The following is a 16,486-nucleotide window of genomic DNA, read 5'->3' as shown; positions in this document are numbered from 1 at the left end:
CTAGGCCAGCCGGGTGCACCAGTCGGCATCCTCGCCATACTGTCGCACGCGCCAGAAATGCCGCGCCGTCCCGATCGCCAGCAGCAGCAGCATGGGATAGGCGATCCGCGATATGACCGCGAAATAGACGATTGGCAGGACGTCCTCCTGATATGCCCGCGCGACGTGCACCAGCAGCGCGAACATCTGAAACGACGCGATCCATATTGGCCAAAACCTGTTCGCTCGAAGTGCGACACCCGTCAGTACGGCCAGCAGTCCGGCGTCGATCAGCAGCAGGCCGACCTCCACGCCGTGAAAATGGCCCTTCGCCGGGATGACGGCGTAGCTGGCGGCAGCCGCGGCGACGAACGCCGCGGCCACCACCCGCTCCGGCGCGCCGCCCCGCGCAAAGGCGTAGACGGCGCACATGACGAGTAGAAAGTTGAAGAGGACGACGATCAGCATCCCGACCGATCCGACCGATATCTATGTCGAAACAACCGGATGCCGTTCGCGTCAGGCGGCGATGCGCAGGTGATCGGCCCGGCCGTCGGTACGGGCAACACCCGTCGTGAATACCTTGTCGTCCGGCTTCGGGCTTTCCTCGCCGAAGCTGATCACCGGCAGGCCCATCAGTTCGCGCACCTTGTCGAGATGCTTGTGCGTGGCGATCGTCTGGCGCCGCGCCGCAACCAGCGACTGGACCGCGTCGGTCAGCGTATCCAGCGAATGCTGCCCGACCAGCGCCGGCAATTTCGCCTCGACCCGTGCGCGCGGCAGGACGGCGGTCAATTCCGCGCCGCAACTGACTGCTTCGTCGATCAGCAATTCGAGCTTGTGGAGCAGGGTGCCGACCTGGCCGGCGATGAGTTCCTGGGACGTCGTCATGGCTCTATCCTTCGTGCTCGGGCCCCCGTTTCCGGGGCCGATGGGCGCCCGATCAGAGCAGCACGGTCGCGACCAGCTTGAACAGCTTGCTCGCCACGCTGAGCCCGAACCCCAACATGCCGACCGCCACTGCCAAGGCCACCGGGATCAGGCCGATCCACGCCAACCGACGCCCCATCGACAGGGTGTTGTACCTGCCGCCTTTGGGGCGGATCGGCAGCCAGGCCGCTTTCGCGTCCCGACTGCCTCCCCTTTGTGCCAACTCCTCAGACGCCGCGACCATGTCCGATCCGGCAACGGGAACAATGTCCGGCGATTGGTATACGAAAGGCTCGTATGTCGTATCGGCGCCCGCGACGGGGGCGGGGGCGGATTGCGCCTCATGCTCGGCCAGGATCCGCGCCGCATCGAACCGGCTGGTCGCGCCCAGCGTGGCGATCGCGCGCTCCAGCCTCTTGTCGACGGTATGCGACGATATGCCGAGCGCCAGCGCGATCTCCTTCGAGTTGCGCCGCGTCAGCACGAGTCGAAGACATTCGCGTTGCGCTTCGGTCACCCGGTCGAAGCGCGGCGTCACCACGGACAAATTAGGAACGTCATATCGACACGCGGCGCGGTCACACGTCCTGCACGAGCCGATGATACAATTCGGGCCGACGATCGCGGAAGAAGCCGAAGGCGGCACGGTGGCGCTTGATCCGGTCGAGATCCAGCGTCGCGACGATCACGCCCTCTTCCTCGCGCCCCAATTCGGCCAGGATATCGCCGCGTTCGTCGGTGATGAAGCTGGTGCCGTAGAACGTCTGGCCATGTTCCGTCCCGATGCGGTTCGCGGCGACGACCGGCACGACGTTGGACACCGCATGCCCGACCATCGCCCGGCGCCACAGGCGCGCGGTGTCCAGGCTGTCGTCATGCGGTTCGCTGCCGATCGCGGTCGGATAGAACAGCACTTGCGCGCCCATCAGCATCATCGCGCGGGCGGTTTCCGGATACCATTGGTCCCAGCACACGCCGACACCCAGCGTCGGCGCGCCGGATTCCGCCGGGCCCGGCCACACCTTGAATCCGGTATTGCCGGGGCGGAAATAGAATTTTTCCTCATAGCCCGGCCCGTCGGGAATGTGGCTCTTGCGATAGACGCCCATGACGTTGCCGTTGGGTCCGATCATCGCCAGGCTGTTATAATGATGCGGCCCGTCCGCCTCGAAGAAGCTGGTCGGGATGGTCACGCCCAGTTCGGCCGCCAGCGACCGCATCGCCAGCACCGCCTTGTGCTCGCCCACCGGCTTGGCATTGGCGAACAGGCCCTCGTCCTCGACGCGGCAGAAATATTCGCCTTCGAACAGTTCGGGCGGCAGGATCACCTGCGCACCGCGCCCCGCCGCCTCACGCACCAGCGCGGAGACGTTGGCGATATTCGCATCGATGTCGGGCGTGAAGGCAAGCTGCAGCGCAGCGACGATGATCTCGGTCATCCTTCCGCCTTAGCGGTTCGGCCGACGGTTTGAAATGCACAGCTACGGGAAATTCACGCCACTTTCCCGGCAACTCGCGCGGATTGCCCGTAGTCGGTTCGCAAACAGGCCTAATTGAGAAACGGCGCGGCGATCTCAGGACGCACGCGCAGCAAACGGCCGGTCGCACGATCCAGCAACGCCCAGGTCGTCACCGCCTCCACCTTGACGCGCCCGTCGCTGCCGGTGAAGCGGACATGGCGGTCGAAGCGCGCACCCTTCGGCCCCTCGGGGACCCAGGTCTCGCCCGTCACCGTCTCGCCCTCGACCACGTTGCCGCGATAATCGATCTCATGCCGCGTCACGACCCAGACATAGGCGGCGACATGCTCGGGCGGCGCGACCGCTTCCCAATGCGTCGTGGCGATCCGCTGGATCCACTGCACCCATACCGCATTGTTGACATGGCCCAGCTCGTCGATGTCGTCGGGCGATGCGGTGATCGATATCGTGAAGCGGCTCACCCGTCCACGCCCAATTGCCACAGCACGAAGGCATGTTCCTCCGCCGCCTCGCGCAGCGATTCGAACCGGCCCGACTTGCCGCCGTGGCCCGCGCCCATATTGGTCTTGAGCAGCAGAACGTTGTCGTCGGTCTTCGTCGCGCGCAGCTTCGCCGCCCATTTGGTCGGCTCCCAATAGGTCACGCGCGGATCGTTCAGCCCGCCCGAGATGAACATCGGCGGATAGGTCTGCGCCTTCACCTGATCGTAGGGCGAATAGCCGCGGATCAGGTCGAACGCCGCCTTGTCCTCGATCGGGTTGCCCCATTCGGGCCATTCGCCGGGCGTCAGCGGCAGATCCGCGTCGAGCATCGTGTTCAGCACATCGACGAACGGCACGTCCGCGATCACCGCGCCCCACAATTCGGGATCGGAATTGACCACCGCCCCCATCAACTCGCCGCCCGCCGACCGTCCGGCGATCGCGATCCGGCCCGCCTGCGTCCATCCATCGGCGATCAGGCCCTCCGCCACATCGACGAAATCGTTGAACGTGTTCGCACGCTTCTCCAGCTTGCCGTCCAGATACCATTGCTGCCCAAGATCGTCGCCGCCGCGGATATGCGCGATCGCATAGGCGAAGCCGCGGTCCAGCAGGCTCAGCCGGCCGGTCGAGAAACCGGGGGGAATGGCATAGCCGTATGCGCCGTACGCATAGAGGAACAGCGGCCCCGATCCATCGCGCGGGAAATCCTTCGGATAGACGATCGACACCGGAACCTCGGTCCCGTCGCGCGCGATGATCTTCAGCCGCTCGGTCCCGTATCGGCCCGCATCGTAGCCGGACGGGATTTCCTGCACCTTCAGTGTGGTCAGCTGGCCGGTCGCGACGTCGTAATCATATTCGGTGCCAGGCGTGACCATCGATTCATAACCGACGCGCAGCACCTGCATGTCATATTCGGGATTGTTGCCCAGCCCCGCATCGTAGCTCGCCTCGGGAAACGCGATACGCTGCGCCTCCAGCGGCGTGTCGTAGCGGCGCACCTCGATCTGATCGAGCCCGTCCTCGCGCCCATCGACGATGAAGAAGTCCCGGAAGCATTCGACCCCGGTCATGTAGAAATGCCGCGACGGCGGGATCAGTTCGCTCCACTCGCCCGGCGCATCGACGCTCGCGGTGCACAGGCGGAAGTTCGGATCCACGTCGTTGGTGTGGATAAACAGCGTGCCGTCATGCTCGTCCACGTCATATTCCCGCCCGACCTGCCGCCCGGAGACGAGCAAGGGCGTCGCGAGCGGATCGTTCGCTGGCAGAAGATAGACTTCGCTGGTGACGTGATCGCCACTGGAAATGACGATCCACTTCCGGCTGCTCGTCTCCGAAACGCCGACGCGGAAGCCCTCGTCCGCCTCGTGGAACAGTTCGACATCGTCCGACACCGGCGTGCCCAGCCTGTGATAGCGGACATTGTCGGTGCGCCACTGTTCGTTCGCGAGCCCGTAGAGGAAACCCGTCGAATCGCTCGTCCAGACGATTTCGGACAGCATGCCGGGAATGACCTCGGGCAGATGCTCGCCGCTTTCCAGATCCTTGACACGAACCTCGAAGCGCTCCGACCCGTTATCGTCGATCGCATAGGCCAGATACCGCCCGTCCTCGCTGACCGTCAGCGCGCCGAGCCGAAAATACTCCTTGCCCTCCGCCAGTGCCGGCTCGTCGAGGATCAAGACATCGTCGCCGCCCGCCACCGGCTTGCGCCACCATTTGCGATACTCGCCACCCGTCTCGAACGACGTCCAGTACAGCCAGTCGCCATCCTTTTGCGGGACGGAGGAATCGTCTTCCTTGATCCGCCCCTTCATCTCTTCATACAGCCGGTCGGTCAGCGGCTTGTGCGGCGCCATCACGCTTTCGAAATAGGCGTTCTCCGCGGCGATATAGGCGAGCACGTCCGCGTCGGTGACGTCCGGATAGCCCGGATCCTTGATCCACGCATAGGGATCCTCGATCGTAACGCCGTGGACGGTGAAGCTGTGCGGGCGCCGCTCGGCGACGGGAGGGGTCAGGGTCATGACCAGACCACTACCGCCCGCCAGCAGCAACGCAAACCCCGGTTCGCGTTCCAGTTACTGCGCCAGACCCGGCGTCCGGCCAGCTACGGCGCGAGACGCGGCGCCTGCGCTTCGGTCAGGATGACGGAGAACAGGCTGTCGGGGTCGGTCCACGATGCGATCGGCGTCCACCCGCCGGCGCGCAGCAGCAACTTGGCGTCGCGCGGGCCGAATTTGTGGCTGTTCTCGGTATGGATCGTCTCGCCGGCCGCCATCTCGAACGGACGTCCCTCGATCGTGAAGGCGACATCCCCGGTCGCCTCCAGATGCATCTCGATCCGCGCGCGATCGTCGTTCCAGATCGCGCGGTGCCGGAAACGGTCGATCGGGATCGTGCCGTCCAGTTCGCGGTTGATCCGCTCCAGCAGGTTCAGGTTGAACGCCGCCGTCACGCCCTGCGCATCGTCATAGGCGGCGGTCAGGACATGCTCGTCCTTCACCCGGTCCATCCCGATCAACAGCATCGCGCCCTCGCCCAGGCTTTGCTTCATCGCGCGCAACAGATCGACCGACGCGTGCGGGATCATGTTGCCGATCGTCGATCCGGGAAAGAAACCCAGCTTGGGCAAGGTGCGAACCTGCTCGGGCAAGGCGATCGGATGCATGAAGTCCGCCTCCACCGGCAACACCGGAAGCCCCGGAAAGGCGGATGACAATTGCGCCGACGATTCACGCAGGAAATCGCCCGAAATATCGATCGGCACGTAAGCGGCGGGCGCGACCGCGCTCAGCAGGATCGGCGTCTTGGTCGACGAACCCGATCCGAATTCCACCACCGCGCGCCCTTCGCCCGCCAGCGCGGCGACCTCGGGACACACCGTGCGCAGGATCGCGGTCTCGGTCCGCGTGGGATAATATTCGGGCAGATCGGTGATCGCCTCGAACAATTCCGAACCGCGCCGGTCGTAGAACCAGCGCGCCGGAATCGCCCGCGGGCGAAGCGCGAAGCCGCGCAACACGTCCGCCCGGAATGCCGGATCCGCCAGCGTCATGTCGCCGTCTTCGATTTCCTGCTTCAGCATTATAGATCCTTGGCCAGCCGGACGCCGGTGAATTGCCAGCGCTGGTGCGGGTAGAAGAAGTTGCGGTAGCTCGCCCGCGCATGGCCGCGCGGCGTGGCGCACGATCCGCCGCGCAACACGCACTGCCCCGACATGAACTTGCCGTTATATTCGCCGACCGCGCCCTCGATCGCCTTGAAGCCCGGATAGGGGCGGAACGCGCTGCCGGTCCATTCCCAGACATCACCGAAAAATGCCGGCCCGCCCGCCGAAGGCCGCGGCTCCACCGGTCCGGCGCTGTCCAGCTGGTTGCCGCCCGACACGTCATAGGCTGCAGCAGCGACTTCCCATTCGGCCTCGGTCGGCAACCGGGCACCCGCCCAGGCCGCATAGGCATCCGCTTCGTAGAAGCTGACGTGCGTCACGGGCGCGGCAGGATCGATCGGTCGGCGCCCGTCGAGACCGAACCGCGTCCACACATCGTCGCGACGCTCCCAATATAAAGGCGCGCCGATTCCCTCGCGCTGCACCCATGCCCATCCGTCGGACAGCCAGTGCCGCGCATCGGTGTAACCGCCATCCGCGATGAACGCGGCCCATTCGCCGTTCGTCACCGTCCGGTCCGCGATCGCGTGCGGGCGCAGCAGCGTCGCATGCCGTGGCCCTTCGCAATCGAACGAGAAGCCGGTTCCTTCGAACCCGATCTCCACCACTTCGCCCGCGCCTTCGATCCACCCGATCGGACCTGGCATCTCGACCGGAACCTTCGGCGCCGCCGGCCAGATCGCCGGTTCCAGCGGGTTTTCCGACATCAGATGGAGGATGTCGGTGATCAGCAGCTCCTGATGCTGCTCTTCGTGATGACATCCCAGCGCGACGAGTTCGACCGCCGCCGCCGGAAGGCCGGGCAGCGCCGCGATCACCGCCGCATCGACGTGATGTCGGTACGCCAGCACCTCGTCCAGCGTCGGGCGCGTCACCATGCCGCGACGACCGCGCGCATGGCGGCGGCCTTCCGCCTCGTAATAGCTGTTGAACAGGAACGGGAAGCGCTCGTCGTGCAGCTGATAGCCGGCGACGAAATCGCGCAGGATGAAGGTTTCGAGAAACCAGGTGGTATGCGCCAGATGCCATTTCGCCGGCGACGCATCCTCCATCGACTGGACCGTTGCGTCGGCGTCGGACAGCGGCGACACCATCGCCTCCGTCAGCGCGCGGACTTTTGCAAAGCGATCGGCAAGAGTGGCGTCATCGATCGCGCGGGAGGGATTCGTTCGCATTTCGTTCCTATAAACCGGAATGCGACGCGACCCACCTGATGCAGATCAAGTCCCGCGAGAAGCGCCCGGGATCCATAGAACGTCGCCACCGGCATTTTGGTTCACAAACCGGGCCGCAACGAAAAGATAGTCCGACAAGCGATTGATATACGCCAGCGCCTGAGGATTGATCTGCACCGACTGCGCAGCCGCCACGGCCGATCGCTCGGCACGCCGGACGATCGCCCGCGCCAAATGTACCGACGCGGCACCAGCGCTTCCCGCGGGCAGTATGAAGCTGCGCAGGGGTTCCAATCCGATGTTCATCGCATCGATCTCTTCCTCCAGCCGCGCGACCTGGCGAGGAACGATCCGCAACGTCATTTCGCCGGGCGTGAAATCGTCGCCGGGCGTCGCTAGATCTGCGCCGAGATCGAACAGGTCGTTCTGGATCCGCGTCAAGGCATCCGCCGTCTCGCCGGTGCCGAGCGCGGCAATCGCCACGCCGATCGCGCTGTTCGCCTCGTCCACATCGCCGATCGCGGCCATGCGCGCATCGCTCTTCGCAACACGCGACCCGTCGACCAGTCCGGTCGTGCCGTCGTCGCCGGTGCGGGTATAGATACGGTTCAGTTTGACCATCGTCGGACGCGCGTCAGGCGGGGTTAGGCAGGATCAACCCTTGCCCGCCAGCATCAGCAACAGCACCACGATGACGATCGCAATCGCCTGGAAGAAGATGCGATACTGCATCATCTTGTTCGATTTCAGCGCCGATGCACTCGGCCCCGTACCGCCGTTTTTCGCTTCCTCCGTCGCATTCGCCAGGAAAACGACGAGCCCGCGTACGAACACGACCACCACCGCGATCATCGCGGCGACGAGGAGGAGGATCAGGAAAATGCTCATGAAATCTATTTAGGCATTCGGTACGCCAAAGCCAATGGGTAGCCGCCCGGCGCGCAGGTCGTCCGCCAGTCTCCGACCGTCCACCCCCTGCTCCCGCAACGATGTGAGCGTCGGCGCGCCATCGCGCTTCGCCAGCCGCCGTCCATCCGCATCGGTCAACAGCGCGTGGTGGCGATAGATCGGCATGGGCAGGTCCAGCAGGCATTGCAGCAGGCGGTGGACGTGCGTCGCGTCGAACAGGTCGCGTCCGCGCACGACGTGCGTAACTCCCTGAAACGCATCGTCCACCGTCACCGCCAGATGGTAGCTGGCGGGCGCATCCTTCCGCGCGAGCACGACGTCGCCATGCGCCAGCGGATCGGCGCGCTGCACGCCCGCCAGTTCGTCGGTCCAGTCGAGCAGCCCGCACCGCGCGACCGCCGCCGCCATGTCGATCCGCCACGCCGCCCCGCTTTCGTCTACCGCCGCGCCACGGCAAGTACCCGGATAGATCGCGCCGGAGGGGCCATGCGGCGCGGACCCGCTCGCGGCGATATCCGCGCGCGTGCAGATGCAGGGATAGAGCAGCCCCATCGCCTTCAACCGCTCCAGCGCCGCGGCGTAGCGATCCAGCCGCGACGACTGGAACAGGACGTCACCGTCCCATTCCAGGCCCAGCCATTGCAGGTCCTGAACGATGCCCGCGACATGGTCGGGGCGGGAGCGCGTTCCGTCGATATCCTCGATCCGCAGCAGGAACGATCCGCCGTCGCCGCGCGCACGATCATGGCTTCGGATCGCGGAAAAAGCGTGGCCCAGGTGCAGCTTGCCGGTCGGGCTGGGCGCGAAGCGCGTGACGATCGTCATCCCCTGCTCGCGCCCCCTTGACCGCATTCCCTGCGCCGTGCTGTCATGACGCCGTCATCCAAGTCGGCGAAAGCGCCGTCAAACATGGCGAGCATCGGCGCCACGGCGCAAGGAGAAAGGGGGTTATGTACCATCCCGATCTGATCCGACACCCTGACGGGTGCCCTGCTCTGGTGCTGAACGCGGATTACACGCCGCTCAGCTATTATCCGCTGTCCGTCTGGCCGTGGCAGACCGCGATCAAGGCGGTGTTCCTCGACCGCGTCGATATCGTCGCCGAATATGAACGCGAAGTGCGCAGCCCGACGCGTGCGGTGAAGCTGCCATCGGTGATCGCGCTGAAATCCTATGTCCGGCCCTCCGCCTTCCCCGCCTTCACGCGCTTCAACGTGTTCCTGCGCGACAAATTCTCCTGCCAGTACTGCGGATGCGGGACCGATCTGACCTTCGACCATATCATTCCGCGCGCCCAGGGCGGGCGGACGACATGGGAGAATGTCGCCACCGCCTGCGCGCCCTGCAATCTGAAAAAGGTGGCCGCACCCCGAAACAGGCCGCCATGCCGCTGCACATCGCCGCGATCCGCCCGACCAGCTGGCAGATGCAGGAACATGGCCGCCGGTTTCCGCCTAACTATCTGCACGATACGTGGCACGATTGGCTGTACTGGGACGTCGAACTGGAGGCCTGACGGCCGGCCACCGGACGGGCTAGTCGCCCCTACGCCGGTCTCACCGCCCCGGCCGCACCCATGCGATCGTGCGCGGTTCGGGCGGATACCGCCTCCGTCGTTCCGCCGCCGCGACCGCCGATCGCGCGATGAACTTCAGCTTGTCCAGCTTCGACGTCGTTACCCGGTGGTCCCACGCATGATCGCCGCGCTCGGCCACCGTTCGCCCGATCGCACCGTAGATATCCGCTGCCGACAGCACGGCCCAGGCGGAGCGGAACGGCAGTGCAGGCGTGCCGATCCGCGCGCTCGCCTCGAATTCCGCGCTGCGCTCCGCCAGCCGCCGCGCGAGCACGCTCAACCGCGACCGGAATGGCGGCTTCATGTGCTGGCCGGGCGGGATATCCATTTCGACCAGCCATTCCTCGGGGACGTAGCAGCGCCCCACCCGGTCATCCTCCTCGATATCGCGCGCGATGTTCGACAATTGGAACGCCATGCCCAAATCGCATGCCCGGTCCAGCGTCGCGGCGTCGTCCGGCGACACGCCCATCGCCACCGCCATCATGCACCCGACGACGCCTGCGACATGGTAGCAATATTTGTACAGGTCCGCCTCCGACCGCGGACGCCAGTCGCGCGCGTCCAGCGCGAACCCGGCGATCAGGTCGCGGGCGAATTCGGGCGGCATGCGCGTTTCCGCCGCAACGATGCGCAGCGCGTCGAACGCCGGGTCGCCGACGATCTCCCCCTTGAGCGCCGCCTCGGTCATCGCGCTGACCTGCGCCAGCCGCGCCGGCGCGTCCTCCACCACGCTCATCCCGTGGCCGTGATCCTGCCCGTCGGCGATATCGTCGCACGCGCGGCACCACGCATAGAGCAGCCACGCCCGCTCGCGCGTTTGGCGATCGAACAGCTTGCTCGCGGCGGCGAAGCTCTTGGACCCCCGCGCGATCGATTCCTGCGCCGTCGCGACGATCGCGTCGCGGCTCGGCAGGTCCTGGCCGTCGCTCACGACGCGGCGCCAGGACTCAAAGGTCGCTGGCCTTCATCTTGGTGATCGTCTCGATCGGCACATGCGCAAACATCTTCGCCAGCAACCCGTCCAGCGCGTCGTCGATCAGCAGGATGCCGCGATGTTGCGGCCGCAGGAACCCGACCTCGCCCATCTTTTCGTAAAAGGCGATCAGATGATCGTAATAGCCCGCGACGTTCAGCAACCCGACCGGCTTGGCGTGATAGCCGATCTGCGCCCAGCTCAGCGCTTCCCACAATTCGTCCATCGTGCCCGTCCCGCCGGGCAGGTTGACGAAGCCGTCCGACAGATCGGTGAACGCCTGCTTGCGCTGGTGCATCGTGTCGACGACGTGCAATTCGGTGCAGCCGCGATGCGCGACCTCGGCACTCACCAGCGCCTGCGGGATGATCCCGATAACCTCGCCGCCGGCCTCCAGCGCACTGTCCGCCACCGCGCCCATCAACCCGAGCCGCCCGCCGCCATAGACGACACCGATCCCCCGCTCCGCCAGCGTCCGCCCGACCAGCCGCGCGGATTCGATATAGACCGGGTTGGCCGGCGTCGCCGAACCGCAATAGATCGCCAGACGCTTCACGCGCGATCCTCCCCGGCACGGGGAGGTGGCAGCCGAAGGCTGACGGAGGGGGCTTGCCGCAAGCGGGCCGCTTGTGGAAAGGCCCCTCCACCATTCGCGTGAAGAACGCGAACGGTCCCCCTCCCCGTGCCGGGGAGGACCGACATGCCCATCACTTCGCGCCTTCCAGCATCAACGCCGCCGTCGCCTTCGCGCTTCCGACGACGCCCGGAATCCCCGCGCCCGGATGCGTGCCGGCCCCGACGAAATACAGGTTCGGGATATGATCGTCGCGATTGTGCACGCGGAACCACGCGCTCTGCGTCAGGATCGGCTCCAGCGAGAAGGCACTGCCCAGATGCGCGTTCAGGTCGCGCGAGAAGTCCTTCGGCGTGTACGAGAACTTGGTCACGATCCGGTCGTGGATATCGGGGATCAGCCGGCGTCCGATCTCGTCCAGGATGCGCTTTTCTAGTACCGGCGCCATCTCGTCCCAGTCGACCGGGAACTTGCCCATGTGCGGCACCGGCGCCAGCGCGTAGAAGCTGGAATGCCCCTCCGGCGCCAGGCTCGGATCGGTCACCGTCGGGTGATGCAGGTACAGGGAGAAATCTTCCGGCAGCACGCCCGTATCGTACAGATCCGCCAGCAATCCCTTGTAGCGCGGTCCGAACAGGATCGAATGGTGCGGAATGCCCGGCCACGTGCCCTTGATCCCGAAATGCACCACGAACAGCGATGGCGAGTAGCGCTTCCGCTCCAGCTTCGCCTTGGTCCGCTGCCCCGACCGGTTGGTCCTCAGCAGATCCTTGTACACGTGCATCACGTCGCCGTTGCACGCCACCATGTCGGCAGTGGCGCTCCATCCGCTCGCCGTCGTCACGCCGGTCGCCTTGTCGCCCAGCGTCTCGATGCTCACCACCGGATCGGCGAGCCGGACCGTACCGCCCAGCCGTTCGAAATGAGTCACCATGCCCGCGATCAGGCGGTTCGTGCCGCCCATCGCGAACCACACGCCGCCATCGCGTTCCAGCTTGTGGATCAGCGCATAGATCGCGCTCGTCGTCATCGGATTGCCGCCGACCAGCAACGTGTGGAAGCTCAGCGCCTGGCGGAGATGCTCGTCCTTCACATAGGACGATACGATCGAATAGACCGACCGCCACGCCTGGTACTTGGCCAGCGCCGGTGCCGCCTTGATCATCGACGCGAAGTCGAGGAACGCGACCGAGCCGAGTTTCTCATATCCTTCGCGGAACACGCCCGCCGAATAGTCGAGGAACTTGGCATAGCCCGCGACATCGTCCGGGTTCAGCTGAGCGATCTGCGCATTCAGCAGCGCATCGTCGTTGGTGTAGTCGAACGTCGTCCCGTCCGGCCAGCTCAACCGGTAGAAGGGCTGCACCGGCGCCAGCGTCACGTCTTCGCTCATGTCGCGCCCGGTCAGCGCCCACAATTCCTGCAGACAGGCGGGGTCGGTGATCACGGTCGGCCCGGCGTCGAAGGTGAATCCCTCCTGTTCCCAGACGTATGCGCGCCCGCCCGGCTTGTCGCGTGCCTCGACGATCACCGTCTCGACGCCCGCCGATTGCAGCCGGATGCCGAGCGCGAGCCCGCCAAACCCTGCACCGATGACGATCGCGCTGCGCCCGGCCACCCGGGGTGGAGCACTGCTCATGCGGTCTTCCCGCGCGACGCGCCGATCGTCGCCGGTTCGGTGATCGCGCGCAACGCACGGCCGATCGGCACCGGCGGCTTGCCGGAAAGTATACGTGCCTTGTCGGTCATGGTCGAACGTCCCGCATAGAACCGGCCGATCAGCCGGGGGTCAAGACGGTAGAAGCGTTCGAGAATGCGGTAGCGTTCCGCCGGTTCTGCCGCCTTGAACAACATCTTGTCCAGCATGCGATAGAAACCGCGGTTTGCCCATGCCCTGCGCGCGAAATTATGCGTCAACTCATGCAGCGCCGCACCGGTCAGGTCGCGCGCATCGGCGATCAGCGCCGCCGTGCGCACCGCATCGGGCAGCGAATAGCCCGTCGTCGGGTGGAACAGCCCGGCGCGCATCCCGGCCTTCGCGACGCCCTTGCCGCCATTCACCCAATAGCGTTCGAAATCGCCGCCCATCGCCACCGGCAGGACACCGGCTTCCTCGCGCTCGACCCGTTCCGGCTGCCAGCCGCGCCCAGCGACATAGGAGTCGATCCGCGCGCCGAGCGCCTCGGCGTCGATATCCGGCGTATCGCTGTAATAGGTATCCTCGACGAACATCCGCGTCGCGGCGAACGGCAGGCAATAGACGAACCGATATCCGTCCAGCTGCGGTACCGTCGCGTCCATCACGATCGGGCGCGTCATGTCGTGCGGTTCGGCCAGGCTGAATTCGCGGCCCAGGAATTTCTGCCACCCCAGATCGAGCACGCCCGGATCGCCCATCCCGCGGCAATCGATCACGCCGCGCGCCTGCACCCGGTCGCCATCGGTCAACACCACCGCAGTCGGGCTGACGCTCAGCACCTTGCGACCCAGCATCAGCGCACCCGTTGGCAGTTCCGCGCGCACCACCGTATCCAGCCGGTCCGACTCGATCGAATAATAGGAGGCGTCCAGCGTGCGGGAATGTCCCGGAAACGCGACGTCATAGCCTTTCCAGCCATAGGAGATCAGCGGCGCGACGATCCAGCGATGCTCCGGCGTCACATCGCTCGCGAAGAACGACCACAAGTGATTGCCGCCGATACGGTCGTCCGCATCGATCAGCCGGATATCGAGTTGGGGATGTCGTCTTCTGAGCGCCAGCGCGATCATCCCGCCGGCGAGACCCGCGCCGACGATCGCCACATCGCATGGGATAATCGCCGCCATGGCGGAGCGGTTAGCCGATCCCGGCGGACGCGCAAGCACTTATCCCCCATCCTGCGGCAAGATTCCGGCATGACGTGTCGCCTTGCGGACGGTAAGAGGCTGGGAATGTCATCCCTGACCAGCGCCGCCCTTGCCATAACGCTGTCCGCGCTCGCGATGACCGTGATCGTCGGCGTGCGCTACCTGATCGTCAGCGGCGCGTTCGCGGCGTGGACCAGGTCGCGCCATCCCGGCCTCTATGTCGGGCTGGACCGGCAGATGCGCCGCGAAATCGTCTGGAGCCTCGCCTCCGCGGCGATCTACGGCATCCCCGCCGGGGTGATCGCCTGGGGCTGGCAGCATCACGGCTGGACCCGCGTCTATGCCGATCTGCATACCTATCCCCTGTGGTACCTGCCGGTGTCGATCCTGCTGTACCTCGTCGCGCACGACACGTGGTTCTACTGGACGCACCGCTGGATGCACCGGCCGCGTCCCTTCCGCCTCGCGCATGCGCTCCATCATGCCAGCCGCCCGCCCACCGCCTGGGCCGCGATGGCGTTCCACCCTATCGAAGCCTTAACCGGTGCTGTTGTAATTCCGCTACTGGTCTTCGTGATTCCGATCCATCCTGCCGCACTCGGGGTGGTGCTGACGGTAATGACGGTTATGGGAGTAACCAATCACATGGGCTGGGAGATGTTCCCGGCCGCGATGTGGAGGGGGCACCTCGGGGGGTGGCTGATCACGGCCAGCCACCACCAACGTCATCACGAACGTTATGGATGCAATTATGGGCTCTATTTCCGGTTCTGGGATCGCCTCTGCCACACCGACCAGGGGATCGGTACGTTCAAGGCCAGGCCGTCGCGTGACGCCAGGGCCGTCGATCGTGGCGGCGTCCTGCGCGATGCTGATGTTGCTGCCGGGGGCGACGCCGGTCGCTGACCTGCATGTCGACGTGGCGAAGCTGCGGTCGGGCAAGGGCATGCTGCGTCTGTGCCTGACGGCGGATCCCAAGAATTTCCCCGCCTGTGTCGACGATGCCCGCGCGATCACGCGCTCCGTCTCCGCCACGCATCCCGAAATGGTCTTTGCCGGCCTGCCGACCGGCGATTACGCGCTGGCCGTGATCCACGACGAAAACGGCAATAACAAGCTCGACACGATGCTCGGCATCCCGCGCGAGGGGTTCGGCTTCTCGCGCAATCCGACGATCACCTTCGGCCCGCCGCGCTTCGCCGCCGCGCGGTTCCAGTTGAATAATGATGCCAATCGGCAACAGGTGCGCATGAAGTACATGTTCTAGGGCGCCGCTGTCGGAGCCAAAGGCGCATGGGGGCGTTGCGGGGGAAACAATCCTCGGGAGTATTACCTTGCGCACGTCGATCCGTCGTCTGGCACCTTATGTCGGTGCCGCTCTCTTCCTGTCGGCCAGCCCGGCGTTCGCGCAGAATTCCGACACGATCGGTCAGCCTTCGCTGCCACAGCCGGAAATCGTCACCGGCGGCGACTCCGTCTCGATCGCGGTCGGCGTCGCGACGATCCCGGGCTATGAAGGCTCGGACAAGAACCGCGTTATTCCCGCGGGCCTGATCCGCGGCTCGGTCTCGGGCATCAACTTCATTTCGCGCGGCGCGCAATTGTTCGTCGACGTCGTTCCCGGCGGCAACGGCCCCACCTGGGACTTCCAGCTCGGGCCCGTGGTCGGCCTCAACTTCGACCGTACCAACCGCAAGAACATCAACGACCGGCGCGTCGAGGCACTGGGCGAGCGCAAGACCGCGATCGAGGTCGGCGGCTATACCGGCATCGGCAAGACCGGCGTCATCACCAGCGATTACGACAAATTGACCGTCAGCGTGTCCTACGTGCAGGACATCAACAAGGCGCATAAGAGCTACATCATCACGCCCGGCGTCGATTACGGCACGCCGCTCAGCCGCAAGATGTATGTCGGCCTGTCCGGATCGGCCAGCTATGTCGGCGGCGAATATGCCGATACCTATTTCAGCATCGACACGCCCGGCTCGCTCGCCAGCACGCTGCCGGCGTACAATGCCGGCAAGGGCTGGAAGAACTATCAGGTCTCCGGATATGCGACCTATTCGCTTACCGGCGATCTGACGCACGGCCTGTCGGTGCTGGGCGGCGTCTCCTACTCGCGCCTGCTCGGTGATTTCGCGCGCAGCCCGGTCGTCAGCATCGCGGGCGATCGCAATCAGTGGCTCGGTGCGGTCGGCCTGGCCTATACGTTCTGACGTCCTGACGTCATCTCCGGTTGATGCGGCATTTTTTATTGCCCTGCTGCATCCGCGCCGATCGCGCGGACGTATAGAGTTGAAATGCCGTGTCGATCTCCTGCATCGGGGGGACGAGGCGGCGGTGTTTTCCGGTCGGTTGTCCTGAAACGGTGGATCA

The 16,486-nt window shown here is 65.4% G+C and carries 18 protein-coding genes and 1 pseudogene; 4 read left to right on the top strand and 15 right to left on the bottom strand.

The features are described 5' to 3' along the window. From H5J25_RS18560 to gluQRS, 11 genes are all read right to left on the bottom strand, one after another. On the bottom strand, window positions 1-447 hold the full coding sequence (locus tag H5J25_RS18560; RefSeq protein WP_202093623.1) for a hypothetical protein: 447 nt from the start codon (window positions 445-447) through the stop codon (window positions 1-3). A gap of 51 nt (window positions 448-498) precedes the next feature. Then, a complete protein-coding gene (locus H5J25_RS18555; protein ID WP_202093620.1) occupies window positions 499-870 on the bottom strand; it encodes a hypothetical protein in 372 nt (123 codons plus the stop codon). A 52-nt stretch (window positions 871-922) separates the two neighbouring features. Continuing rightward, window positions 923-1,447 carry a response regulator transcription factor gene (locus H5J25_RS18550; protein WP_202093618.1) on the bottom strand — a complete coding sequence of 175 codons (525 nt, stop codon included), beginning with the start codon at window positions 1,445-1,447 and terminating at the stop codon, window positions 923-925. Window positions 1,448-1,487: 40 nt separating this feature from the next. Then, entirely contained in the window at window positions 1,488-2,348 is an 861-nt protein-coding gene (aguB, locus tag H5J25_RS18545; protein WP_202093616.1) for an N-carbamoylputrescine amidase, read from the bottom strand. 110 nt (window positions 2,349-2,458) lie between these two features. Further along, window positions 2,459-2,851: an acyl-CoA thioesterase gene (locus H5J25_RS18540; protein WP_202093614.1), complete on the bottom strand. Its 393-nt coding sequence runs from the start codon at window positions 2,849-2,851 to the stop codon at window positions 2,459-2,461. Beyond that, on the bottom strand, window positions 2,848-4,905 hold the full coding sequence (locus H5J25_RS18535) for a S9 family peptidase (RefSeq protein WP_202093612.1): 2,058 nt from the start codon (window positions 4,903-4,905) through the stop codon (window positions 2,848-2,850). Before H5J25_RS18535 ends, H5J25_RS18540 begins: the two co-directional genes overlap by 4 nt. Window positions 4,906-4,988: 83 nt before the next feature. Next, window positions 4,989-5,966 carry an L-histidine N(alpha)-methyltransferase gene (egtD, locus tag H5J25_RS18530; RefSeq protein WP_202093610.1) on the bottom strand — a complete coding sequence of 326 codons (978 nt, stop codon included), beginning with the start codon at window positions 5,964-5,966 and terminating at the stop codon, window positions 4,989-4,991. Continuing rightward, complete coding sequence (gene egtB / locus H5J25_RS18525) at window positions 5,966-7,225, bottom strand: ergothioneine biosynthesis protein EgtB (protein ID WP_202093608.1); 1,260 nt, start codon at window positions 7,223-7,225, stop codon at window positions 5,966-5,968. Before egtB ends, egtD begins: the two co-directional genes overlap by 1 nt. Window positions 7,226-7,270: 45 nt before the next feature. Next, complete coding sequence (locus H5J25_RS18520; protein ID WP_202093606.1) at window positions 7,271-7,846, bottom strand: cob(I)yrinic acid a,c-diamide adenosyltransferase; 576 nt, start codon at window positions 7,844-7,846, stop codon at window positions 7,271-7,273. Between the two features lie 33 nt (window positions 7,847-7,879). Continuing rightward, window positions 7,880-8,113, bottom strand: a complete 234-nt coding sequence (locus H5J25_RS18515; RefSeq protein ID WP_202093604.1) for a twin transmembrane helix small protein — start codon at window positions 8,111-8,113, stop codon at window positions 7,880-7,882. A 9-nt stretch (window positions 8,114-8,122) separates the two neighbouring features. Continuing rightward, window positions 8,123-8,959 (bottom strand): tRNA glutamyl-Q(34) synthetase GluQRS, encoded by an 837-nt coding sequence (gluQRS, locus tag H5J25_RS18510; protein ID WP_202093602.1) that lies wholly within the window; start codon window positions 8,957-8,959, stop codon window positions 8,123-8,125. A gap of 125 nt (window positions 8,960-9,084) precedes the next feature. On the opposite strand from gluQRS, the pseudogene H5J25_RS18505 reads away from it, so the two are divergent. After that, a pseudogene (locus H5J25_RS18505) lies at window positions 9,085-9,650 on the top strand (HNH endonuclease). Window positions 9,651-9,690: 40 nt separating this feature from the next. On the opposite strand, the gene H5J25_RS18500 reads toward H5J25_RS18505, so the two are convergent. The 4 genes from H5J25_RS18500 to crtY all read right to left on the bottom strand — a co-directional run bounded on the left by H5J25_RS18500 (window position 9,691) and on the right by crtY (window position 14,086). Next, on the bottom strand, window positions 9,691-10,644 hold the full coding sequence (locus H5J25_RS18500; protein ID WP_225883232.1) for a phytoene/squalene synthase family protein: 954 nt from the start codon (window positions 10,642-10,644) through the stop codon (window positions 9,691-9,693). A gap of 16 nt (window positions 10,645-10,660) precedes the next feature. Beyond that, the gene (locus tag H5J25_RS18495; protein ID WP_202093600.1) at window positions 10,661-11,242 is read right to left on the bottom strand and encodes an LOG family protein; all 582 of its coding nucleotides are present in this window, start codon (window positions 11,240-11,242) and stop codon (window positions 10,661-10,663) included. 151 nt (window positions 11,243-11,393) lie between these two features. Beyond that, a complete protein-coding gene (locus H5J25_RS18490; protein ID WP_202093598.1) occupies window positions 11,394-12,899 on the bottom strand; it encodes a phytoene desaturase in 1,506 nt (501 codons plus the stop codon). Next, the gene (crtY, locus tag H5J25_RS18485) at window positions 12,896-14,086 is read right to left on the bottom strand and encodes a lycopene beta-cyclase CrtY (RefSeq protein ID WP_202093596.1); all 1,191 of its coding nucleotides are present in this window, start codon (window positions 14,084-14,086) and stop codon (window positions 12,896-12,898) included. Before crtY ends, H5J25_RS18490 begins: the two co-directional genes overlap by 4 nt. A gap of 105 nt (window positions 14,087-14,191) precedes the next feature. On the opposite strand from crtY, the gene H5J25_RS18480 reads away from it, so the two are divergent. The 3 genes from H5J25_RS18480 (at window position 14,192) to H5J25_RS18470 (ending at window position 16,326) form a co-directional block, all read left to right on the top strand. Next, on the top strand, window positions 14,192-15,013 hold the full coding sequence (locus H5J25_RS18480; RefSeq protein ID WP_202093594.1) for a sterol desaturase family protein: 822 nt from the start codon (window positions 14,192-14,194) through the stop codon (window positions 15,011-15,013). Further along, window positions 14,976-15,374: a DUF2141 domain-containing protein gene (locus tag H5J25_RS18475; protein ID WP_202093592.1), complete on the top strand. Its 399-nt coding sequence runs from the start codon at window positions 14,976-14,978 to the stop codon at window positions 15,372-15,374. The genes H5J25_RS18480 and H5J25_RS18475 overlap by 38 nt, the downstream gene beginning before the upstream one ends. 67 nt (window positions 15,375-15,441) lie before the next feature. After that, on the top strand, window positions 15,442-16,326 hold the full coding sequence (locus tag H5J25_RS18470) for a MipA/OmpV family protein (RefSeq protein ID WP_225883231.1): 885 nt from the start codon (window positions 15,442-15,444) through the stop codon (window positions 16,324-16,326). The last annotated feature ends 160 nt before the right edge of the window (window positions 16,327-16,486 follow it).

This window comes from Sphingomonas aliaeris (assembly GCF_016743815.1).
Taxonomy (GTDB): domain Bacteria; phylum Pseudomonadota; class Alphaproteobacteria; order Sphingomonadales; family Sphingomonadaceae; genus Sphingomonas; species Sphingomonas aliaeris.
The sequence above is the reverse complement of the archived record's forward strand: the minus strand, read 5'-3'. Positions and strand labels throughout refer to the sequence as shown.

Coding starts and splice junctions, on each gene's coding strand:
- H5J25_RS18560 (WP_202093623.1), bottom strand. CDS start 447: ATGCTGATCGTCGTCCTCTTCAACTTTCTACTCGTCATGTGCGCCGTC.
- H5J25_RS18555 (WP_202093620.1), bottom strand. CDS start 870: ATGACGACGTCCCAGGAACTCATCGCCGGCCAGGTCGGCACCCTGCTC.
- aguB (WP_202093616.1), bottom strand. CDS start 2,348: ATGACCGAGATCATCGTCGCTGCGCTGCAGCTTGCCTTCACGCCCGAC.
- H5J25_RS18535 (WP_202093612.1), bottom strand. CDS start 4,905: ATGACCCTGACCCCTCCCGTCGCCGAGCGGCGCCCGCACAGCTTCACC.
- egtD (WP_202093610.1), bottom strand. CDS start 5,966: ATGCTGAAGCAGGAAATCGAAGACGGCGACATGACGCTGGCGGATCCG.
- egtB (WP_202093608.1), bottom strand. CDS start 7,225: ATGCGAACGAATCCCTCCCGCGCGATCGATGACGCCACTCTTGCCGAT.
- H5J25_RS18520 (WP_202093606.1), bottom strand. CDS start 7,846: ATGGTCAAACTGAACCGTATCTATACCCGCACCGGCGACGACGGCACG.
- H5J25_RS18515 (WP_202093604.1), bottom strand. CDS start 8,113: ATGAGCATTTTCCTGATCCTCCTCCTCGTCGCCGCGATGATCGCGGTG.
- gluQRS (WP_202093602.1), bottom strand. CDS start 8,959: ATGACGATCGTCACGCGCTTCGCGCCCAGCCCGACCGGCAAGCTGCAC.
- H5J25_RS18490 (WP_202093598.1), bottom strand. CDS start 12,899: ATGAGCAGTGCTCCACCCCGGGTGGCCGGGCGCAGCGCGATCGTCATC.
- crtY (WP_202093596.1), bottom strand. CDS start 14,086: ATGGCGGCGATTATCCCATGCGATGTGGCGATCGTCGGCGCGGGTCTC.
- H5J25_RS18480 (WP_202093594.1), top strand. CDS start 14,192: ATGTCATCCCTGACCAGCGCCGCCCTTGCCATAACGCTGTCCGCGCTC.
- H5J25_RS18475 (WP_202093592.1), top strand. CDS start 14,976: ATGCTGATGTTGCTGCCGGGGGCGACGCCGGTCGCTGACCTGCATGTC.